The 21,761-nt window shown below is 60.5% G+C and carries 16 protein-coding genes; 4 read left to right on the forward strand and 12 right to left on the reverse strand.

The window, feature by feature from the left end:
* The coding region (locus ACJO3T_RS16610) for a methyl-accepting chemotaxis protein (protein ID WP_406965780.1) at nucleotides 1-826 on the forward strand (826 nt) is incomplete at its 5' end.
* Between the two features lie 25 nt (nucleotides 827-851).
* Here ACJO3T_RS16610 and ACJO3T_RS16615 read toward each other — a convergent pair.
* On the reverse strand, nucleotides 852-2,441 hold the full coding sequence (locus ACJO3T_RS16615) for a diguanylate cyclase (RefSeq protein WP_406979197.1): 1,590 nt from the start codon (nucleotides 2,439-2,441) through the stop codon (nucleotides 852-854).
* Nucleotides 2,442-2,674: 233 nt separating this feature from the next.
* Between ACJO3T_RS16615 and ACJO3T_RS16620 the strand changes: the two genes are divergently transcribed.
* Nucleotides 2,675-3,298 (forward strand): QsdR family transcriptional regulator, encoded by a 624-nt coding sequence (locus ACJO3T_RS16620; RefSeq protein WP_406965784.1) that lies wholly within the window; start codon nucleotides 2,675-2,677, stop codon nucleotides 3,296-3,298.
* Nucleotides 3,299-3,423: 125 nt separating this feature from the next.
* On the opposite strand, the gene ACJO3T_RS16625 is transcribed toward ACJO3T_RS16620, so the two are convergent.
* From ACJO3T_RS16625 to ACJO3T_RS16655, 7 genes are all read right to left on the reverse strand, one after another.
* Nucleotides 3,424-3,810 carry a hotdog fold thioesterase gene (locus ACJO3T_RS16625; RefSeq protein ID WP_406965825.1) on the reverse strand — a complete coding sequence of 129 codons (387 nt, stop codon included), beginning with the start codon at nucleotides 3,808-3,810 and terminating at the stop codon, nucleotides 3,424-3,426.
* Between the two features lie 164 nt (nucleotides 3,811-3,974).
* A complete protein-coding gene (locus tag ACJO3T_RS16630) occupies nucleotides 3,975-5,390 on the reverse strand; it encodes an aldehyde dehydrogenase family protein (RefSeq protein ID WP_406965785.1) in 1,416 nt (471 codons plus the stop codon).
* Nucleotides 5,391-5,442: 52 nt separating this feature from the next.
* A complete protein-coding gene (locus tag ACJO3T_RS16635) occupies nucleotides 5,443-6,552 on the reverse strand; it encodes a zinc-binding dehydrogenase (RefSeq protein ID WP_406965786.1) in 1,110 nt (369 codons plus the stop codon).
* A gap of 39 nt (nucleotides 6,553-6,591) precedes the next feature.
* Entirely contained in the window at nucleotides 6,592-8,394 is a 1,803-nt protein-coding gene (locus ACJO3T_RS16640; RefSeq protein ID WP_406965787.1) for an acyl-CoA dehydrogenase, read from the reverse strand.
* Nucleotides 8,395-8,462: 68 nt separating this feature from the next.
* Entirely contained in the window at nucleotides 8,463-9,647 is a 1,185-nt protein-coding gene (locus ACJO3T_RS16645; protein WP_406965788.1) for an acetyl-CoA C-acyltransferase, read from the reverse strand.
* A gap of 66 nt (nucleotides 9,648-9,713) precedes the next feature.
* On the reverse strand, nucleotides 9,714-11,810 hold the full coding sequence (locus tag ACJO3T_RS16650; RefSeq protein ID WP_406979198.1) for a 3-hydroxyacyl-CoA dehydrogenase NAD-binding domain-containing protein: 2,097 nt from the start codon (nucleotides 11,808-11,810) through the stop codon (nucleotides 9,714-9,716).
* Nucleotides 11,811-12,261: 451 nt separating this feature from the next.
* Complete coding sequence (locus ACJO3T_RS16655) at nucleotides 12,262-13,056, reverse strand: IclR family transcriptional regulator (RefSeq protein ID WP_406965827.1); 795 nt, start codon at nucleotides 13,054-13,056, stop codon at nucleotides 12,262-12,264.
* A gap of 969 nt (nucleotides 13,057-14,025) precedes the next feature.
* On the opposite strand from ACJO3T_RS16655, the gene ACJO3T_RS16660 reads away from it, so the two are divergent.
* Nucleotides 14,026-15,354, forward strand: coding sequence for a hypothetical protein (locus ACJO3T_RS16660; protein WP_406965791.1), 1,329 nt, complete (start codon nucleotides 14,026-14,028; stop codon nucleotides 15,352-15,354).
* A gap of 248 nt (nucleotides 15,355-15,602) precedes the next feature.
* Complete coding sequence (locus tag ACJO3T_RS16665; RefSeq protein WP_406979199.1) at nucleotides 15,603-16,325, forward strand: hypothetical protein; 723 nt, start codon at nucleotides 15,603-15,605, stop codon at nucleotides 16,323-16,325.
* Between the two features lie 148 nt (nucleotides 16,326-16,473).
* Here the strand turns inward: ACJO3T_RS16665 and ACJO3T_RS16670 are convergent, their stop codons facing one another.
* The 4 genes from ACJO3T_RS16670 to ACJO3T_RS16685 form a co-directional block, all read right to left on the reverse strand.
* Nucleotides 16,474-17,610, reverse strand: coding sequence for an acyl-CoA dehydrogenase family protein (locus tag ACJO3T_RS16670; RefSeq protein WP_406979201.1), 1,137 nt, complete (start codon nucleotides 17,608-17,610; stop codon nucleotides 16,474-16,476).
* Between the two features lie 11 nt (nucleotides 17,611-17,621).
* Entirely contained in the window at nucleotides 17,622-18,830 is a 1,209-nt protein-coding gene (locus tag ACJO3T_RS16675) for an acyl-CoA dehydrogenase family protein (protein ID WP_406979202.1), read from the reverse strand.
* Nucleotides 18,831-18,843: 13 nt separating this feature from the next.
* Nucleotides 18,844-19,998 carry a C4-dicarboxylate TRAP transporter substrate-binding protein gene (locus ACJO3T_RS16680; RefSeq protein ID WP_406965797.1) on the reverse strand — a complete coding sequence of 385 codons (1,155 nt, stop codon included), beginning with the start codon at nucleotides 19,996-19,998 and terminating at the stop codon, nucleotides 18,844-18,846.
* Between the two features lie 136 nt (nucleotides 19,999-20,134).
* Complete coding sequence (locus ACJO3T_RS16685) at nucleotides 20,135-21,745, reverse strand: long-chain-fatty-acid--CoA ligase (protein WP_406965828.1); 1,611 nt, start codon at nucleotides 21,743-21,745, stop codon at nucleotides 20,135-20,137.
* Between the last annotated feature and the right edge of the window lie 16 nt (nucleotides 21,746-21,761).

Here is a 21,761-nt window from a genome sequence, read left to right on the forward strand (position 1 = left end):
CGACACCACCCACCAGGTGGCCTCGGCCGCGGAGGAACTGAGCCGGGTGGCGGAAGAGACCCGCGCCTCGGTGCAGGTCCAGGGTTCAGAGACCGACCAGATCGCCTCCGCCATCAACCAGATGGCCGCCACCATCCACCAGATCTCGAAGAACGCCAACGAGGTGCAGCAGGCCGGGGCGGATGCCGACCGCCTGGCCAAGGATGGCGGCCAGACCATGGCCGGCTCCCAGCAGTCGGTGAACAGCCTGTCCCGGAATATCCTGGAAAGCGCCGAGGCCATCGACGCCCTGGCCTCCCGCAGTGACGAGATCCAGAAGGTGCTGGACGTGATCCACGAAGTCACCGACCAGACCAACCTGCTGGCCCTGAACGCCGCCATCGAGGCCGCCCGGGCCGGCGAGCATGGCCGTGGCTTCGCCGTGGTCGCCGATGAGGTGCGCCAGCTGGCCAAGCGCAGTGGCGAGTCCGCCGGCCAGATCCGCGAGATGATCGATGGCTTTATCCGTGAGTCCCGCAGCGCGGTGGAGCGCATGCGTTCCTCCCAGGGCCTGTCGGAGGAGACTGTGGAGCGTATCAACCACGCCAGTTCGGCCCTGAGCACCATCGAGCAGTCGGTGGAGCACATCCACGATCAGGTGACGCAGATCGCCACGGCCTCCGAGGAGCAGAGCCAGGTGGCCGAGGAGATCAACAAGAACGTGGTGCGCATCGTGGAGGCGGCCCAGAACAGCGACACCGGCGTCACCCAGACCAACGAGGCCAGCCAGGAACTGGCACGACTGGGCGAGCGGCTGCGTGAACTGGTAACCCAGTTCCGGGTGTAACCGCTACCAGCCAGGTGTGAGTGGTTCAGGCGATGTCCTGAACCACCACCCGATTGCGGCCTGCCTCCTTGGCCCGATACAGGGCCCGATCAGCCATTTTGAACAGGTTCTCCCGGTCCGAGGCATGGTCGGGAACCACCGCCAGCCCGGCGGAGAACGTCAGGTTGTCGGGTCCGCCGGCGCCGAAATCCAGTTCAGAGAAGGCCTTCAGCAACCGTTCGACAACCTCCCGGCCCCGGGTGGCATCCAGCCCCGGCAACACCAGCACGAATTCCTCTCCCCCGAAACGGGCGGCCACATCGTGCTTACGACTGCCTTCCGTCAATAACCGGGCGAGCGCTACCAGAATCCGGTCTCCCACATCGTGCCCCCAGTTGTCGTTAACCTGTTTGAAATGGTCCAGGTCCATAACGCAGAAACTCAGGGGCTGCTGCTCCCGAAGTGCCCGGGGAATTTCCTGCTCCAGCACTTCGTCCAGCCAGCGGCGATTGTACAGTCCGGTCAGGGGATCGCGGATGGACTCTTCCTTCAGGGCCCGACGCAAGGCCTCGTTGTCGGCAAGCTGCTGCCGCAGGGAATCTTCCACTTCCTTCAGTTCGGTGACATCCCGGAAACCATACACATACCCCTTGACCTGGCTGCGCCGGTTCCTGAGCTCAGTTCGCCGAACGTTCAACTGCCAGGGCCGGCGAGCCTCGTCACCCGGCGGTTGCAGGGTTAACTCCTCCGCCGGTCTGCCCCCCTGAAACATCCCCGGAAGTGCCTCCTGCAAAAGCCTCCCTCTGGACATATCGACCCCGGCCCGCGTGAAAAGAGCCTGCGCCGCCGGATTCTGATCCAGTAGCCGCCCCCGGGTATCGGTGACCAGCACGCCATCCGCCATGCGCTCAAACACCAGGGAGCGAGCGACCGGCATCAGGTCCAGGAAGCCTTCCCGACGAATGTTGAGGGCCATGATCATGGACGCCACCACAAATCCGAACGGACTGAGATCCAGCTTTCCCCAGGACTCTGGCATCCACTGCATGATGGTTACCACATTCAGTATCAGCACCACCATGTTGCCGGCCAGGAACAATAACGCCTGGCGACGGTACTGGGGATTCTGGATGGCAAAGCGGATGAGCAGAAAGTAGGCGATGAACATTACGATGTAGGAGTAAAGCGTATGCAGCCAGAACGCCGGCCCGCCCTTGAACACGCTCTCACCACCTGGCTCAAAGTCCCCCATGAACCACTGGTGGCCGAACCCTTCGGTAAAATTGGCGATCATGCACAGCGTCGGGATTACCGCCACCAATCCGATCAAACGCAGACCAATCCGCTGCCGGTAGCCGGTATACTGCAATACAAAGATGATCAGGGCCGCGGGTAGCACCGAGACCCCCACGAACATCAGGCGGAACCAGAATAGCGGGTCGTTGAACAGGGTCGGAACCACGTCGGGGTGACGGATATGCAGAATCAGCAGGGCGTAGCAGAACGTCCACCAGCTCAGCCCGCCCATCAGCACGGCGATGGCAGGAGCGGTGCGAACGTCCCGCCGTTGCCAGGCAAAGACCATCATACCCAGCGTCACCAGACAGGACACAAACAGTGCCGCGACGAACAGCATTCACCCGCTCCCGAGCTTCATGGCCAAACTGCCAAATGGATTGTTGTTTTTATGTCAAATATGTTGGAAAGTCGTACTCATTTACGAGACGTTACCGATGAAGGTATCGTCAAAAAATAGAGCGCTGGCTCTATTTCAACAGAAACATGTATTATATGTAACAAAAACAATGTCAAAAAAGGTAGTGACGCCAGCGCGTTTAACGCCTTTTTAGTGCCAGAAGTGAGACCTCCGTGGCAGTTACACATTCTCCACTACAGCGCGAACTCCAAAAGACCCGCAAGCGCTCTTCCGGTGCCACTCCGGAAGATGCGTTCTACAAGGCCCGCCGCATCTGGCTCAAGGGAGAGCGGCTTCACCTGGCTGACCTGGCGGAGGAACTGGGCATCGGCCGCGCCACCCTGTTCCGCTGGGTGGGCAACAAGGACCTGCTGCTTGGCGATATCCTCTGGTCACTGTACATGCCCATCCGCAGCTCGATTGTCGCCTCTACCTCGGGCACCGGTGTTGACTATATTGTAGAAGTGTATCGGCGGATTAACATCGAACTGATTACCGCCAAACCCCTGCAGGAATTCGTGAAGCAGGACCCGGAGCATGCCCTGCGGGTACTGACATCGTCAGCCTCCACCATGCATGGCCGGGTGGTGGAGGCCAACACCATCATGATCCAGGATCAGATCGACAAGGGACACCTGGCGAGACCACCAATGCGGGTGGAGAGCCTGTCCTACTTCATGGTCCGGCTGGCCGAATCCTGCCTGTACTCCGATGTCATCCTCGGTCGGGAGCCGAACATCGAGGAAGTGGACGAGGCCTGCCTGGCGGTACGGATACTGCTTGGGGGCAAGCCCTGAAGGCATAGGGCCAGACATCCAACCTGACTGCTACACGGAATTACTGGCGGACATCCCCCTCTCTCCAACGAGGGAGAGGGGGTTTTAGCCAGGACCGACTCCCACCAGGGAATAGGAAGTTATCGCTAGGGATTAATGATCGCCATGGTGATCCGGGATACGCACACCAGCTTGCCGTCCTCGGTCTCGATGCGGATCTCCCAGACCTGGGTGGAACCGCCAATGTGCAGCGGACGGGCGGTACCATGGACCCAGCCGGATCTGACCGAGCGGATATGGTTGGCGTTGATCTCCAGACCCACACCGGCCGTGCCCTCTTTCCTCACGCAATGGTTGGCCGCGACACTCCCAAGCGTTTCCGCCAGCACCACGGAAGCCCCGCCGTGCAGTATGCCAAAGGGCTGCACGGTGCGCTTGTCCACCGGCATACGGGCACTGATAAAGTCGTCGCCCGCTTCCGTAAATTCGATACCCATGTTCTCCACGGCGGTGTTCCTGACCCGCTCCTGCATGCTTTCCACGGTGGGGGTGGTGGTCCAGATACTGCTCACTGAATGGCCCTCTTGTGTTGGGGGGATGGTTGATGGTTATGGGGTCACAACGGAAAACGGGCATCCCCCGGCGGAGAATGCCCGTTTCCGTTAGCCTTCTATATTTACCCCAGGGGGGTTGGCGATTACAACTGAAGCGCACGAACCTCGAGGAATTCCTCCAGGCCCCACTTGCCGAACTCGCGGCCAATGCCGGAGTGGCCGAAGCCGCCAAACGGCGCCAGCGGGTTGAAGGCACCACCGTTCACGAACACCTGACCGGTGCGCAGCTTGCCGGCCACCTTCTTCGCTTTGTCCTGGTCGCCGGAGAAGACAGCGCCGGACAGGCCATAGGGCGTGCCATTGGCGATGCGGATGGCCTCTTCCTCGGTCTCGTAGGGAATCACGCACATGACCGGCCCGAAGATTTCCTCCTGGGCGATACGGCTATCGGGATCCACATTGCCGAACACGGTGGGCTTGACGAAGTAGCCCTTCTCCAGGCCTTCCGGCGCCTCGGCACCACCGGCCACCAGAGTGGCGCCTTCCTCAATGCCCAGCTTGATGTAATCACGGACCTTGTCGCGCTGGTCGGCGGAGGCCAGCGGCCCCAGGCGGGTGTTCTCGTCCAGCGGATCACCCAGTGTCATGGCATTGGCAATGGCACCGGCGATTTCGCAGGCCTGGTCGTGCTGGTCCTTGTGCACCAGCATCCGGGTCAGGGCGGTGCAGGTCTGGCCGCTGTTGAGCAGGCAGTTGGTGAAGGTGCCCTTGACGGAGGCTTCCAGGTCGGCGTCCGGCAGAATCACCGAGGCGGACTTGCCCCCCATCTCCAGGGCGATGCGCTTGAAGTCATCGGCCGCCGCGTGGGCGATCAGGTGACCGGTACGGGTGGAACCGGTGAAGGACACCATGCGCACCTTCGGATGCTTGATCAGGGTGTCGCCCACTTCCTGACCCAGGCCGCAGACAATGTTGAACACACCCTTGGGCAGGTCGGTGCCATCCAGGATCTCCGCCAGGATAAAGGCGGTCTGCGGAGAAACCTCACTGGGCTTGAGCACGATGGTGCAGCCAGCGGCCAGCGCCGGCACCACCTTCAGGATCACCTGGTGCAGCGGGTAGTTCCAGGGGGTGATACAGCCCACCACGCCCACCGGGGCGTACTGCACCTCGGAGTTACCAGACTGCTCGGTAAACGGATAGTCCGGCAGCATTTCCAGGTAGGTCTCGGTGACCTTGATGGGCATCCCCGCCTGGATCATGCCCGCCAGCTTGATGGGCATACCCACTTCCCGGGCCACCGCCTGGGCAATTTCCGGGGCGCGTTTCTGCAGGCCTTCGTGCAACTGTTTGATGACGTTGATGCGCTGCTCCAGCGGGGTTTCGCTCCAGCTTTCGAAAGCGGCATCCGCGGCCGCGATGGCCTGCTCCATGGTGCCCCGGTCAGAGGACGGCACCTTGGCAATGACATCGCCGTTGGTCCCTTCGTGAACGTCAATAGTGTCGCCAGACCACTCGACCCACTGGCCGTTGATGTAGTTCTTGCTCAGGTTGTTCATCGTTGTGCTCCTTATCGGGAGTCGCTTTTGTCAGATATTCAGACCACAGGCGTTATTCGAAAATGATCACGCCACGGGCGTTCTTGCCTTCCAGCATGTCTTCGAACGCCTGCGGTGCCTCGTCAATGCTGTAGGTCTTGGTAATCAGCTCATCCAGCTTCAGGCGGTTGGCCTTGTACAGGTTGAGGATTTTCGGGAAATCGTACTGGGGCCGGGCGGAACCCAGCCAGCTACCCTTGAGGGTACGCTCATCCGCCGGCAGGGCGAAGGTGCTGATGGAGGTCTTGTCCTTCATGTCGGCAACGCCGACCACCACCACGGTACCGGCGCGGCCCAGGGCCTTGTAGGCCTGTTCCACCACCTTGCCGTTGCCGACACATTCAAAGGCGTAGTCTACGCCACCGGCGCTCAGTTTCTTGATGGCCTTGCTGACGTCTTCCACCTCGTTAATGTTGATGGTGTGCGTGGCGCCAAACTCTCTGGCCATCTCCAGTTTCTTCTCATTGGTGTCCACGGCAATGACCATTTCGGCGCCGGCGGTCACACAACCCTGGATGGCATTCAGCCCGACGCCGCCGATACCGAACACCGCGGCGCGGGAGCCTGGCTCCAGGTCCGCGGTATTGAAGACGGCGCCCACGCCGGTAATCACGGCACAACCCACCAGCGCGGCACTGGGCAGGGACACGCCCTCATCAATCTTCACACAGTTGTCTTCGTGCAGGGTGGCATACTCGGCCATGACGCCGCAGGCGCCGAACACGTACAGGTCCTCGCCATCCTTGCCGTGGGTACGAACGGTACCGTCCGGCAGGGTCACCATGGACTTCTTGGCGTTCTCGCACAGCACCGGGCGGCCACGGACGCAGTTGCGGCACTTGCCGCACATGGTGATGAAGGTGCTGACCACGTAATCGCCCTCTTTCAGGTCGGTCACGCCCTCGCCCACATCCACCACCACACCGGCGGCTTCATGGCCAACCACCAGGGGTGGCGGGTACTGGATCTTTCCGGTGGTGGCGGAATGATCACTGTGGCAGACACCACAGGCGGCCACCTTGATGGTGACCTCGCCCCGTTTGGGGGCATCCACAGTGATGGTTTCCACCTGAACAGGCTTGCCCCATTCGCGGCAAACAACAGCTTTCGCCTGACGGCTCATGGTGTATCTCTCCTGATTGATAGGTCCAAAAAAAACGGATCAGAAGCCTTCTGCTTCCATGTCCAGGGCGGAGGCATCCACCTCCCTCAACAATTGCGCCAGCCCCTGGACCCGGGGCAGCTCATAGCGACTGAAGAAATCGCAGGCCCTCAGCTTGCCCTGGTAAAACGCTTCCGGTTGCGGGCCACCATTATCCAGTGCACTGGACGCCACCAGGCCCTGACGCAGCCAGAGCCAGCCCACCACCATATGTCCGAAGGCTTCAAGATACAGGGACGCATTGGCGAGCGCACGCTCGACCTGCCCCTCCTTCCTGATCGCCTGGATTCTGTCGGTCGCCTCGGTCAGCAGACTCACGGTTTCCTCGAGACGACGGGCATTGTCCGCCAGCCGCTCATGGGAGCGGGCCTGTTCTATTGTGGCAGCAATACGACGCAGCAGTTCCTGATAGTACCGGCCCCCGGCCATGGAGATCTTGCGACCAAGCAGGTCCATGCCCTGGATGCCATGGGTACCCTCGTGGATCGGGTTCAGGCGGTTATCCCGGTAGAACTGCTCCACCGGATATTCCCGGGTATAACCATAGCCACCGTGTACCTGAATCGCCAGACTGTTGGCCTCCAGGCAGAACTGGGAGGGCCAGGACTTGATCAGCGGTGTCAGCAGGTCCAGCAGGCCGGCGGCCATGTCACGCTCTTCGTCGGTTTTTGCCACCTTCTTCTCGTCCACCAGCCGCGAACCCTGCAGGGCCAGGGACAGGCCGCCCTCCACGTAGGCTTTCATGGTCAGCAGCATGCGGCGGATATCGGCGTGCTCGATCAGCGGTACCTGGGGCGACTCCGGGTCCTTGTTGCCCACCGGCCGACCCTGGTGGCGTTCCCGGGCGTATTCCAGGGCATGCAGATAACCGGTGTAGCCCAGCATCACCGAGCCCAGGCCCACGCCGATGCGGGCCTCGTTCATCATGTGGAACATGGCCGCCAGCCCGTTATGGGGCTCACCCACCAGGTAGCCAACGGCGCCGTCCTTCTCACCAAAATTGAGCATGGTCGAGGTGGTGCCCCGGTAGCCCATCTTGTGGATCAGTCCGGCCAGGGCCACGTCGTTGCGCTCACCCAGGCTGCCGTCCTCGTTGACCAGGAACTTGGGCACGATAAACAGGGAAATACCCTTCACGCCGGGGGGCGCGTCCGGCAGCCTTGCCAGCACCATGTGGACGATGTTATCGCTCAGCTCATGGTCGCCGGCGGAAATAAAGATCTTGTTGCCCTTGAGGCGATAGCTGCCATCACCGGCCGGTTCCGCCCGGGTACGCAGATCGCCGAGGGAAGACCCCGAATGGGGCTCGGTCAGGCACATGGTGCCGAAGAAGCGCCCGCTGAGCATGGGTTCGGCATAGCGCTGTTTCTGTTCGTCGCTGCCCTGGGTCAGGATCAGGTTCGCCGCCGCGATGGTCAGGCCTGCATAGGCCTGGGTACCCACATTGGCGCCCTTGAGCAGGCCCACGCACATCTGGCCCACGGCACTGGGCAGTTGCATGCCACCCCGCTCGAAATCCTGAGTGGCCGCCAGCAGGCCGGTTTCCTTCAGGACATCCAGCGCCTTTTTGACTTCCGGGCGCATCACCACCCGGCCATCTTCGAAGGTCGGCTCTTCCTCATCCACCGCCCGGGCATGGGGCGCAAATTCCTCCGCCGCCACTTTCAGCGCCAGGTCGAGAGCGGCCTGGAGGGTTTCACGACTGTGGTCTGAGTAACGGTCAAACCGGAGGAAGTCTTCGACCTGATGGAGTTCGAAGAGCTGGAATTCCAGATCCTGGGTGTTGATGATGTTTTGCTGCACTGCTCAATTCCTTACTGATAACAAAAAAGGGGGCGAACTCTCGCCCGCCCCCTCTCTGATCCGCCTGTTTATACCACTTCGAACAGGCCGGCAGCGCCCTGGCCGCCGCCGATGCACATGGTGACCACCACATACTTGGCGCCACGGCGTTTGCCTTCGATCAGCGCATGACCGGTCAGGCGGGAACCGGTGACACCGTAGGGGTGACCCACGGCGATGGAGCCGCCGTTCACGTTCAGCTTCTCCATGGGGATGCCCAGACGATCACGGCAGTAGACCACCTGGGAGGCGAAGGCTTCGTTCAGCTCCCACAGGTCGATGTCGTCCATGGTCAGGCCATTGCGCTCCAGCAGACGCGGGATGGCGAACACCGGGCCGATACCCATCTCGTCCGGCTCGCAGCCGGCCACCGCGAAACCGCGGAAGATACCCATCGGTTCGATGTTGTTCTTTTCAGCGTAGGTGCTGTTCATTACGGTGCACACGGAGGCGCCGTCGGACAGCTGGGAAGCGTTGCCGGCGGTCACGAAGTTACCTTCACCACGGACCGGGTCCAGACCCTGCAGGCCCTCCAGGGTGGTGTTCGGGCGGTTGCACTCGTCCTTGGTCAGGGTAACGTCCTTCTCGCTGACCTCGCCGGTTTCCTTGTCCTTCACCATCATGGTGGTGTCATAAGGCACGATCTCGTCGTCGAACTTGCCGGATTCCTGGCCAGCGGCGGTGCGCTGCTGGGAGATCAGGGCGTACTCGTCCTGGGACTCGCGGCTGACGTTGTAGCGCTGGGCCACGATGTCGGCGGTCTCGATCATGGACAGGTACAGCTCCGGCTTGTTCTTCATCAGCCACTCGTTGGTGGCCTTGAACTGGTTGAGCTTGTCATTCTGCACCAGGGAGATGGACTCAACACCACCGGCCACGATGGCGGGCACCTTCTCGGAGACCACGCGCTGGGAGGCCAGGGCGATGGACTGCAGACCGGAAGAGCAGAAACGGTTGATGGACAGGCCGGCCGTGGTCACCGGCAGGCCGCCACGGATCGCCGCCAGACGGGCCATGTTCTTGCCCTGGGCGCCTTCGTGGAAGGTGGCGCCGAGGATCACGTCCTCGACGATGTTCGGGTCAATACCGGCGCGCTCGACGGCATGCTTGATGACGTGGCCAGCGATATCAACGCTGTGGCTGTTGTTCAGTGCACCCCGGTAGGACTTGCCCAGACCGGTACGGGCGGTGGAGACGATAACTGCATCAGACATGGATGTGTCCTCTTGAAACGGGTTTGCCGCAGGACCCGGGAGGCCCTGCGGCGAATCAATAAAGGCTTACAGGTCGCCGAACTTCTTGCCTTCAGCTACCAGTTTCTCCAGCAGGGCGGATGGCTCCCACTGCTTGCCGCCCACCTCTTTGTGGTACTTCTTCACGGCGTCCAGGATCTTGTCCAGGCCAATCTGGTCGGCCCAGAACATGGGGCCGCCACGGTAGGCCGGGAAACCGTAGCCGTAGATCCAGGTGATATCGATATCCAGGGAACGGTCGGCGATGCCTTCCTCCAGGATCTTGGCGCCTTCGTTGATCATCACGTACATGCAGCGCTCAAGGATTTCCTGGTCGGTCACCTCACGGGGCGTGATGCCCTGCTCCTTGCGGAACTCGGCGATGATCTCGTCCACTTCCGGATCCGGGATCGGCTTGCGGTTGCCTTCCTCGTACTTGTAGGTACCGGCCATGGTCTTCTGACCCAGGCGGCCCTTCTCCACCAGCTTGTCCATCCAGCTCGGCGGTACGTCCTCACCGGCCTTGCGACGCTCCTCCCGGATACTGTGGCCGATGTCGATACCGGCCAGATCGCCCATGGCGAACTGCCCCATGGGGAAGCCAAGATCGGTCAGCACCTTGTCCACCTGCTCCGGCTTTGCACCGTCATCTACCAGGGCCATGGCTTCGGCACCACGCTTGTGCAGCATACGGTTGCCTACGAAGCCGTGGCAGTTGCCGACCAGTACGCCCACTTTCTTGATGCGCTTGGCCAGGTTCATGGCAGTGGCCTTGACGTCGTCGGCGGTTTTCTCACCACGGACGATTTCCAGCAGCTTCATGACGTTGGCCGGGCTGAAGAAGTGCAGGCCGATCACGTCTTCCGGACGCTTGGTGGCGGAGGCGATCTCGTCGATGTCCAGGGTGGAGGTGTTGGAGGCCAGGATGGCACCCGGCTTACACTTCTCATCCAACTGGCTGAAGATGCTCTTCTTGATGTCCATGCGCTCGAACACGGCCTCGATCACCAGGTCGACATCCGCGAAGTCGTCGTAGGTCAGGGTGCCGCTGATCAGGCTCATGCGCTCTTCCACCTGCTCCATGGTCAGGCGGCCTTTCTTGGCGGTGTTCTCGTAGTTCTTGCGGATGATGGCCAGGCCCTTGTCCAGAGCTTCCTGTTTCACTTCCGCAATGGTGACGGGAATACCAACGTTGGCGAAGTTCATGGCGATACCGCCGCCCATGGTACCGGCACCGATAACACCCACTGTCTTGATATCACGGATGGGGGTGTCTTTCGGCAGACCGGGAACCTTGGATACTTCACGCTCAGCGAAGAAGGAATGGATCAGGCCAGCGCGCTGGTCGGATGCCATCAGCTCGCCGAACAGCTCACGCTCACGCTTCATGCCTTCCTCGAACGAGGAGGAAGTGAAGGCGGCTTCCACCGCGTCGGTGCACTTGAAGGGGGCAATCAGACCACGGGCCTTCTTTTTCAGGCCCTCTCGGAACTGGTTGAAGACATCACTGCCCTTCTCGGCTTCCAGCTTGTCGTTCAGTTCGCTGACGCGACGCACCGGCTTGCCTTCGTCAACGACCTTCTGGGCGAAGGCCAGGCCAGCGGCCTTCACGTCTTCGTTTTCGGCCACTTCGTCGACGATGCCCAGCTCAACGGCATTCTTCGCGGCGACGAACTCGCCAGAGGTGATCATTTCCAGGGACTTCTGGGCACCGGCCAGGCGCGGCAGGCGCTGAGTGCCGCCGGCACCGGGCAGCAGGCCCAGCTTCACTTCCGGCAGGCCAACCTTGGCACTGGGCACGGCAACGCGGTAGTGGCAACCCAGGGCCACTTCCAGACCACCACCCAGGGCGGTACCGTGGATCGCAGCGACAACGGGTTTGTCGGAGGCTTCGATGAAGTTGACCACCTCCGGCAGCCCCGGCTCCTGCATGGGCTTGCCGAACTCACGGATGTCTGCACCGGCAATAAAGGTGCGACCGTCACATACGATGAGGAGAGCCTTGGCGTCCGCATCATTACGACCCTGCTCGATGGCGCCCTGGATGCCGGAACGTACGGCGTGGCTCAGCGCGTTCACCGGCGGGTAGTTGACGGTGATAACGCCGATGGCGCCTTCGCGGTTATAGGTTACGACGTCGGACATAGATCCTCCTTGCGCAAACATGGAATGGAGTTTTATTAAGCGAAACAGACCGGAGATTTAATACAAGTTTGCGGAATGTTTCAACCTTGACTGGCTAAATGGCGACCAGAGAGTATCGAGAGAAATGATTGTACGCCTCATGGGGTGGGAGAGGAAAACCATGACAAAAGCCGGCTTTGGCGGGAAATCCAGAACACGATCAGGAGTGAGATTAAGAGAAAGTCGGGAAGAACTTAGGAGGAGGTGTCCCGTCTACCAACTGGTGCCAGAGCCCGAGGCAGGGGGCCTTTCTCCGCTGCAATTCACGGCCCGTCCATGGACCGACCTTGCACCGCACCATCCATGGTGCTGCTCCGAAAGACCCCCTGCCCCGGGCTTCAAACAATGTACTGGCCTACAGCACCAGAAACATCAAGCACTTGCAGTTATTGAAATTCGTCAGCCAGGTGCCTCACACGCCCAGCGATTCAATATCACTCGCCAACATCGCCAGTTGGTGGGCGATGGAACTACGCAGTTTGTCACCGGACACCAGATAGGACGGTGCCGCGCAGGTCAGGGCCATGGTGGTGCCGTCCTGAAGCCGGACGGGGACACCGGCGGCGTTGATGTTGCGGTCCCACTCTCCCAGGGTCAGGCAAAAGCCATGTTCCCGGTAGTCTTCCAGGGCGCGCTCCAGGCCTTCCTTCTTTTCCGGCCAGCCTTCGGGGCCGTACTTCTCGGCCAGGGCTTCCATCAGGATCTTGCGGCCGTCTTCGGTCAGGGATGAGCAGTAGGCACGGCCCGCCGCAGTGGTCGCCATGGGCAGCTTGAGGCCGATTTCCATGCGCAGCAGGGAGGCTTCCGGCGGCATCCGGTTCTCCACATAGATCATGTGCAGACGGTCGCGGCAGGTCAGGCCAACAGACATATTGTTGCGACGGGCAAACTCGTCCATGTAGGGCTTGGCCAGCTGTCGTACCTTGAGGTTGGAGACATAGGCATAACCCAGGGCCAGCACACCGGAACTGAGCTGGTACTTTTCCAGCACCGGGTTGTAGCTGAGGTACCCAAGTTTGGTCAGGGTGTAGGTCATGCGGGAAACCGTGGGCTTGGGCAGGCCAGTCAGCCTGGCGATGTCCTGGTTACCCAGGATAACCGAGCCCTGACTGAACGCCCGCAGCACATCCAGCCCCCGTGAGAGCGCCTCCACGAACTTACGATCTTTCTCCGGCTTGTCCGGTGCATCCGGGGACGCTTCGACCAGATCTGCTTTTGTTTTAGTATTCAAGGTCATAGATTCCCGTGCCTCAATATGCCCCATGGCACCCAACCTCCATATACCGGGCTGGAACGTTGTCCACAGGGCGCCTCCTGTTAGTGTAGTAAAACTGAAAGTCAGAAACCGCGCATTCTACGCACGCTCCCGCATCGCTGCCACGACCGGAGCGAAATTCGCCTCAAGAAACGGGCCAACACTGCCCCTGTTAATGAAACAGGGTATCGCAGAGCAGCCACCTCACCAGTCATGCTGAAACGCACCGCGAAGCGGCGTTTTCGGTATAACGTTCTGCTTTGCGGAACAGCTTAGTTAATTTAGAAACAAGATGCCAACCGCAATTTGGTAACAGAATGCAGACTCCAGAGGAAGACCTTTGCGAGAAAGATTGAAAAATCAGGTAAAACCCCGCATGCCCCGCTCTCTACGACCATCGGGGCGGTTGACTTGATCCGGGAGGATGTTTCATTGTGCAATACAATTTCATCAAAAAAGCCGTAAAAAAGTCACCGGGGCTATTGCATGACAAAAAATTTATTCCTACTATCCGGTGGACTGCTAACTGGAAGGCGTCCTGACTGAAGCGGCCAATGGTAGGCTGCAGTTGGAGCAGAGAACAAAAAAAGCATCACGGAAGTGTGACTCTCATCAGACACACGACAAAAAGTGTTGTCCCAGCCCGCGAAGGCTCTTGCCTTTACCGGATTCTCTGCTAAGACTGTACCTGATCATTTGCCCATAACTGCCTTGATTGGATTGCATTTTGCTCCAGGACAGGCAGGCAGTCGACCAGAACAACCACAGGCTTATGATGGCCTGGCATGAACTGGCCACAGGGATAACAACCGGAGGTTTGAAAAAGCAACAGGGAATAAACACAAGCAAAAACAAGCGCGTAGTAAAGCGTCACTGAGTCCAACAATCGAGTCGATTAGACAAAAATAAGGGTTTAAAACCATGGCACAGAAAAGCAAGATCACTTCTCGCCCGATGACCAAGGCACTGGGCACCGCTTCCATCCTGAGCATGGCAATCGCCGGCGCCAACATGGCGAACGCTATCCAGACTGACTTCGGCGTTACCTACCAAGCCGACACCTTCTACGTAGATGGCGATGCATACGGCGACGACGGCTCCGGCAACGGCCTGGCCAACCTGCTGCGCCTCAAGGCTGATTTCAAAGACGAAAACACCGGTGTTTCGTTGCACACCAGCCTCCAGCTCGCTGGTGACACATGGACCGGTGATACCCGTGAAGAAGGTGGCCTCGGCTACAACAACCAGGGCAACGAGCGTGTAACTCTGGACACTGGCTACGTTCAGATTCCCATTGCCGGGAACCTGCTGCGTGTCGGTCGCCAGTCCGCCAACTGGAACAACTGCTTCCTGACCTGTGATGACCGTCGTGACCGTATCAGCATGCTGGCACCCACCAGCATCGGCACCTGGGTTGTCCTGTATGACCGTCGTCAAGATGACATCGCTACCAATGGCATTCAGGCCAGCACAGACAGCGGGGACATGTTTACCGGCGGCTTGATCACTCGCGTGAGTGATATGAATGTTGGCCTGCTGTATGTTCACTTTTTCAAGAACTCACAGGCTTCCACTTACTCGTTCCAGAACGTTCACATCTTCTCTCCATACATCAGTGGCGCAGTGACCGACGGTGTTAATTTTGCCACTGGCTTGAACTACGTTTGGGGTAACGATAACGGCGACGGCAACTCACCGTTTGGTGATGGAACTCTTGCCGGCCTGGACGTTGAAGATGGCTGGTCCGGTTATGCCCGTCTGCACGGCGATGCCGGCATGCTGGACTGGGGTGTTCAGTACGTAGGTACACTTGATGGTGGTCTGGTCGACCCCGGCTTCGACACCTACTCCAGTGTCCTGAACAGTAACCCTGCTTCTACTCAGAATCCGACCAGCCTCGTCAGTATGGGCCGTGCTCTGGGTATCCAGGAATATGACGAGCACCTGCTGATCGGTAAGCTGGGCTTCAACGTCACTCCTAAACTGAAGCTCACCGGCGCAGTCGGCTGGTTCAGCGCCGACAATGGCCAGCTTGACGTAGATGATACCTCAATGATCTACGACCTGAGCGCGAACTATCAGATCAACGACGCCGTTAGCACTGTTGCTTCTCTGGGTGTAATGACAGAGAACGAAGCAATGCTCGGAATTAGCGGTAATGGCAACACCCTGATGGGTGTAGGCACTCCCAGCAACTTTGCTGATGAGGACCTGATGGCCGCTAACGTAGGTCTGCGCGTCAAGTTCTAAAGCTTGAGTATAATCAGGTAATTTAGCGACCCTCGGGCGGGTCAGGGCATTGCCCTGACCCGCCCTTTTTGTTTCTATTGTGACTCCTGAAGTCCGCTTACCATCTCTTCCAAAGGTTCTCCGAAATGGATAAGAAGTACAGCACGTTATCCACTCTACTGGTCGCCAGCCTTCTTGTGGGTGGATGCGTCTCCTCCGATCAGGCCCAAAAACAGATTGAAACCGCTGACTCGGAAGCCGGTCTCAATATGCCCGAAAATGAATGGGAAACGCCTTTCTGGGAACGGGGCGGTGGGGCACCCGCAACCGATGCGCCCAGGGAAGTGTCCTCATCATCCGTTGAAGCGGTCCCCGCCCAAGGCCAGTTGCGTACCAACCTGGCGGTTGTTGGCGCCTCGGACGCCCTGTTCCGGGAGATGGACAACAACGCCGCAGATTACGGCTTCAGGCTGGTTCCCCGCTCGGAATTGCGGGATGCGGTCGCCAACACACCGGCCTGCCAGGATACCACTACCGAAGCCTGCGCCGAGGCCCTGGCTGCCTACCCAGGCGCGCGCCTGGTGATCACCGTCAATAATGACGATTCCGTGACCGTCGTGGACGCCGCCAGTGGTGCCCGCTGGACGGAAGCCGCACTGACCTCCGGCAAGCGTGGGGATGAACTGCTGGACATAGCCTCCCAGCGGTCTGACATTGCACCCTGGGCGATGAAAGCCTTCCAGGCAGATGACGGGCGTCTCTACCTGTCTGCTGGCCGGGCCAACGGCCTGGAAGCGGGTGACGAACTGGCTGTACACGAACCCGGCACCCTGGTGCGGGCCCCCAACGGTCAGCCGATCACCTGGCGTGTCGGTGAAAGGGTTGGCACCGTCCGCGTCGCCGAACTGTTCGGCAGCGACCTGGCATCACTGACCCCGGTGGAAGGTCAGCGCCTGAGCCCGCAGCATGATCTTATCCTGGTGGAAGACTGACACCAGCACCCCATGTCCGCCCACTCCCTGAGAGGGCGGACAATTCCACGCGATCACCTTCGAGCATGCCAGTCAGCGGACCGACATTCCGGACTTTTCCTTCGAGCAGGTTGCCGCCTGACTGCCGCCACCCGCTTAACCTGGCGGTTCAGGCAACCGCCTCCCGCCACAACCACTTCCGGTGCCACTCGGCATTCCCGAACTGCAGTTCAATACTGCTCAGCCGCTTGAAGTAGTGGCCGATATCCAGCTCATCGGTCATGCCGATACCGCCATGCAGTTGCACCGCCTGCTGACCGACGTAGCGTGCGGCCGGCCCAAGCCGGGCCTTGAGCTTTGAGGCCATCACCAGGCGCTGTCCCGGATCGGCTGATGGCCAGCGTGTAGCGGTCTGGGTGAGCAGGTTGGCCACGCTGGTAGCCTCGATGTACATATCCGCCATGCGGTGCTGGAGCACCTGGAACTCGGCCAGGGCGACGCCGAACTGTTTTCGGGTCTGGGTGTAGGCCACCGTTTTCCTGACCAGGGTTTCCATGATGCCCACGGCCTCCGCCGCCAGCATCAGGATGCCCTCGGCATGGGCCTGGCGCACCAGGGAGCCCGCAGTACCCGGCACGGTCAATTGCTGGGCATGACTCACCGTTACGCCATTGAAGGCCAGGTTCGCGCCCTGATGGCCATCCATCATGGGGTAGTCGGTAATCTCCAGGCCCGGGGTATCCTGGGGCATCAGGAAGAGTTCAACGCCCGTCTCTTCCGTGTCACCGCCGTTGCTGCGGGCGGACACCACCACATGGCTGGCCGACCGGCTGTAGGGCACCGCCACCTTCTCTCCACTAAGCCGGTAACCCGTACCATCCGGTTCCGCCACCACGGCTACCGCCAGCGGGTTGCCACGGCCCTGCGCGCCCTCGCTGGCGAAAATCACCTGACTGTCGCCGGCGATAACACCGGCCAGAAGCTGCTGACGGTCATCGCCCTGCTCCGCCAGTGCCAGTATACGTGCGGCGTTTACAACCCCCAGGTAGGGTTCGGTGACCAGCCCCTGGCCGAACCCTTTCATAACACTGATGGTATCGGGAATGTCTCCACCAAGGCCGCCCTGATCTTCGGCAAACGGAATGCCCAGCCAGCCCATGTCGGCGAAGGTGCGCCAGTGGTCCGGCGACTGTCCCTGGTTTTGCTTCAGGTTATGGCGACGGTCTTCAAAGCTGTACTCGGTGCGGATAAAGCGCTCGACGCTGTCCGTCAGCATCGCCCGGGTTTCCCGGTTCAGGGTGCTCATGCTCCGTTTCCTTACCGCAACAGGGATTTGGCGATGATGTTTCGCTGGATTTCGTTGCTGCCACCGAAGATGGAGGCAGCCCGGTTGTTCAGATATTTCGGCATCAACGTCAGCAGGTCGTCGTCACCAATAGGTTCCACGCCACTACCCACCGTCAGGGCCGCCAACTGAAGTGCCAGGGACGGCGTACCCGCCACATCGATGCCCAGCTCGGTGATCCGCTGCAGGGTTTCCATGGAGGTGATCTTGATCATGGAACTCATGGGCCCGGACTGGGGCGAGCCCTTTTCCATATCGGCGAACGCCTCCTCGGTGGCCTCCAGGGTGTCCACCTCCAGGCTCAGGCGGATAAACCGGTCATGGAACACGGGATCCTCTGCCAGTACGCCGCCAAAGCCGTCGCCGGTGCGGCCCGCCAGACGTCGGATCAGCGCAAGCTCGTGGCGGAAGGTGGTGGCGAAGGAGGTACCGCCGCCGCGCTCATGTTCCAGCAGGTACTTGGCCACGGACCAGCCGTCGTTCTCCTCGCCAAGACAACAGTCCACCGGTACGCGGACATCGGTGAAGAACACATCACACTGCTCAGGTACCCCGTCCAGCCCGATAATGGGGCGTATCTCAATGCCGGGGTCGGTCAGGTCCTCGATCAGGAAAAAGCTGATGCCCTGCTGGGGTTTGCCGGCCCCGCCGGTGCGCACCAGCAGGAACAGGCGATTGGCATGGTGGGCATAGGTGGTCCAGGTCTTGGAGCCATTGATCACGTAGTGGTCGCCATCCCGCACGGCCCGGCATTTCAGGGACGCCAGGTCGGAGCCGGCATTGGGCTCGGAGTAGCCCTGGGCCCAGAAATCCTCGCCGGACAGGATGCCCGGCAGGTGTTTCCGCTTCTGCTCGTTGGTGCCGTAGTGGATGATCGCCGGCCCCACCATGGAAATGCCCTGGGGCAACAGCAGGGGCACCCCCGCCCGCCGGCACTCCTCCTCGAAAATAAGCTGCCGGGGAACATCCCAGCCGGTACCACCGTATTCCTCCGGCCAGCGGATGGCGGACCAGCCCTGGCTGTGGAGGATACGATGCCATTTCATTACCGCGTCGAACGGCGGGAAGAAACTGGTGGTCTTGCGGCCCGCTTCCAGAACCTCATCATCGGCATTCTGTTTGATGAAGGCTCGGACCTGGTGGCGGAAGGCGGCGAGTTCTGCCGGGTCTTTGGTGATCATGGGGGCCTCAGCTCTACAACGCGTAGCTACTCACATCCACTTTGGAATACAGTTCTTCCCAGTAAATCTCCGCCAATGCGTCTGCGCTGTCAACGTCGCGAACCAGCTCGGACCACTTTGCCAGCAATTCGCGGAATTTGGCCACTTTTTCATCCGCTGTTTCAACACCGTGACGCTCCGTATAGTTCGAGGCGATACGGGAGATGTCAGACCTGATGAATGCCTGTGTAGCCTGCAGAAGCTGCTCTGACGGCTCATGCACCGCGATATCCCGGCTGTCGGCCGCGGCCACTTCCCGGGCCGCGCCCACGTGATAGTCCATACTGACACGGGCGGCACCAATGGCCGACGCATGCAGGACGTTCCTGCGCTGATCTTCGGTCAGCCCTTTCCAGACGTCCCGGTTGATATTGTTGAAGGCCGTCGCTCCGTAGACACCACCGGGAACCCCTGGTGTGAGGTCCGTCACCACTTCCTTGATCTTGAAGATGTCCATATCGATCCCGGATGAGATCGTGCAGTCCAGGACGCCCTGGTTCAGCGCTTCGTACTGGTCACTCACCGACATGGTCACCGGGGTACCACCAAGGTGCTCCACCCAGCGGGCCCAGTGGGGACCGGAGGTGCGGATTCGCTTGCCTTTCAGTTGCTCCAGGTTCGCCACCGGCTTGTTGCATTGCAGCATGTAGTTGTCACTGGCCGAGGCGCTGGTAAATACCTGGTTCTGGGCGGAGAACTCATCCACGCATTCGTCACAGTAGTTGAATACGAAATCAGCCAGGGCCCCCATGAACGCCAGCCCGGCGGTGCTGTCCTGCACATCGTCCAGCTTCACCAGCATGCTCAGTTCCGCTGCCAGGTTGGACACCGGAAACTCCTTCGGATAGTAGGACATCAGCACAAAGCCGGAATCCGCCATGCCATCACGGATGCCTGGGGAGGTTTCCGAAAAACTCAGCAGGGAGCTGGCATAGACCTTGGCGTCCATCTCGCCACCGGACAGTTCTTCCAGCGCACCGGCAAACGTCTCCGCGCCGTTGGCGCCGATGGTATTGGGAGGATAACCGGTGGCGTGGGTGATGGTTTCAGCATTGGCTCCGGCGGTGAACAGCAGACTGCCCAGCACCACGGGTGCCGCAAGCGATGTAACGGTCTTCAGGAATGTCATGTGAACCTCCAGGTTCGGACCGGGTGTCGACGGTCATGCCGCACCCGGATTATTGTTGGCGTTGTCTCAGGACTCTAAGGCCACGGCCCGTTTGGGGGCGTCGTCGCTTACGACGATTTGGTCCCGGCTTCCCTGGCTATCCGATGTTGCGTCCCCGGCCCTTCCAATGCTCTTCCTTCAATTTGAATTTCAGCAACTTGCCGGCGCCGGACATGGGCAGTTCCTCACGCACCTCGTAGCTGCGGGGGCACTTGTAGCCGGCAATGTGTTCCTTGCAGAAGTTGGTCACGGCGGCCTCGTCCAGTTCCCGGCCATCCTTGAGCACCACCACGGCGTGCACCCGTTCACCCCATTTCTCGTCCGGCACGCCGATCACCGCACACTGGGCGATTTCCGGGCATTGCAGCAGCACGTCCTCCACCTCCACGGAGTAGACGTTCTCGCCGCCGGTGACGATCATGTCCTTGATCCGGTCCACCAGGAATACATAGCCGTCGTCATCCATATAGCCGGCATCGCCGGTGTGCATCCAGCCGTCGCGGATGGCCTCCCGGGTCTGTTGTTCCTTGTTCCAGTAGCCCTGCATGACCATCGGGCCACGGGCGCAGATCTCGCCCACCTGGCCACGCTTTACCTCGTTGTCCATGGGGTCGACGATGCGGATCTCGGCAATATGAGTGGGACTGCCGGCGGTCATCAGCTTGTCGTGCCGGGCGGGATCGGCGTGCACTTCTGGCAGCAGCATGGTGACCGTGGGGGACAGCTCGGTCATGCCGTACATCTGCAGGAAGTCGGCGTTCGGCAGCTTGTCCATGGCCCGCTTGAGCAGGGTGCTGTCCATGGGCGACGCCCCGTAGATCAGGCAGCGCAGGGAGCTGGTGTCGTGGTTGTCGAACCCGGGATGGTCCAGCACCGCCCGCAGCATGGTGGGCACCAGGAAGGTTTCCTTCACGTTTTCCCGTGAGATGGCTTCAATCACCGGCAGCGGTTCGAACCGGGGCAGGATCACATGGGTACCGCCCCGGATGGCCAGTTGCACGATCAGGCCGATGCCCGCCACGTGGAAGAACGGAGCCGAATGCAGACCCACGATACGATCGCGGCGGCAGGCCGGGATCACCGTGCTCAGGGCGCTGAGGTAGAGGTTGCCGTGGCTGAGCATGACACCCTTGGGTTTGCCGGTGGTGCCGCCGGTATAGAGGATGCCCGCCAGGTCGTCGCCATGGCGTTCGGCGTCGGCCACCGGGCTGGCATTGTCCATCAGGGCCCCCAGTTCCTCGGTGCCCGCCGGCGCCTGCCCTTCTCCCATATACACCACGGTATGCAGGGAGGCGGACTTTTCACGGATGGTGGGCACCAGCGGCGCAAACTCGTCATCCACAAACAGGATGCGGGTGTCGCAGTCGTCCAGGGAATAGGCAATCTCCGGGGCACTCCAGCGGATATTGACCGTGTTGAACACACCACCACCCCACAGCGCCGCGAACACGGTTTCCATGTAGCGGTCCGAATTCAGGCCCAGGATACCCACACGGTCTCCCTCCCCCATGCCCAGTGTCTGCATCACGCCGGCCAGGCGGGCGATCCGGTCACAGAGCTGGGCCCAGGTCTGGCGTCGGTCACCGAACACCACAGCTTCGTCGTTGGGGTATTCGCGAACAGCCTTGTGGAGGAATTGGGTCAGGTACATGGGTGAACTCTCTTGCGATTGTTGTTGGATGATGGCATCGATTATGTCGACGGGCAGGGATCAGGGGCGTCGT

Source organism: Marinobacter shunpengi (assembly GCF_045449715.1).
GTDB lineage: Bacteria > Pseudomonadota > Gammaproteobacteria > Pseudomonadales > Oleiphilaceae > Marinobacter.

Bases quoted from the DNA above. Each gene is read 5' to 3' on its own strand.
- ACJO3T_RS16615 (WP_406979197.1), bottom strand. From the start codon at position 2,441: ATGCTGTTCGTCGCGGCACTGTTTGTGTCCTGTCTGGTGACGCTGGGT.
- ACJO3T_RS16625 (WP_406965825.1), bottom strand. From the start codon at position 3,810: ATGCAGGAGCGGGTCAGGAACACCGCCGTGGAGAACATGGGTATCGAA.
- ACJO3T_RS16630 (WP_406965785.1), bottom strand. From the start codon at position 5,390: ATGAACAACCTGAGCAAGAACTACATCAACGGCCAGTGGGTCGAGTGG.
- ACJO3T_RS16635 (WP_406965786.1), bottom strand. From the start codon at position 6,552: ATGAGCCGTCAGGCGAAAGCTGTTGTTTGCCGCGAATGGGGCAAGCCT.
- ACJO3T_RS16645 (WP_406965788.1), bottom strand. From the start codon at position 9,647: ATGTCTGATGCAGTTATCGTCTCCACCGCCCGTACCGGTCTGGGCAAG.
- ACJO3T_RS16650 (WP_406979198.1), bottom strand. From the start codon at position 11,810: ATGTCCGACGTCGTAACCTATAACCGCGAAGGCGCCATCGGCGTTATC.
- ACJO3T_RS16660 (WP_406965791.1), top strand. From the start codon at position 14,026: ATGGCACAGAAAAGCAAGATCACTTCTCGCCCGATGACCAAGGCACTG.
- ACJO3T_RS16665 (WP_406979199.1), top strand. From the start codon at position 15,603: ATGCCCGAAAATGAATGGGAAACGCCTTTCTGGGAACGGGGCGGTGGG.
- ACJO3T_RS16670 (WP_406979201.1), bottom strand. From the start codon at position 17,610: ATGAGCACCCTGAACCGGGAAACCCGGGCGATGCTGACGGACAGCGTC.
- ACJO3T_RS16675 (WP_406979202.1), bottom strand. From the start codon at position 18,830: ATGATCACCAAAGACCCGGCAGAACTCGCCGCCTTCCGCCACCAGGTC.
- ACJO3T_RS16680 (WP_406965797.1), bottom strand. From the start codon at position 19,998: ATGACATTCCTGAAGACCGTTACATCGCTTGCGGCACCCGTGGTGCTG.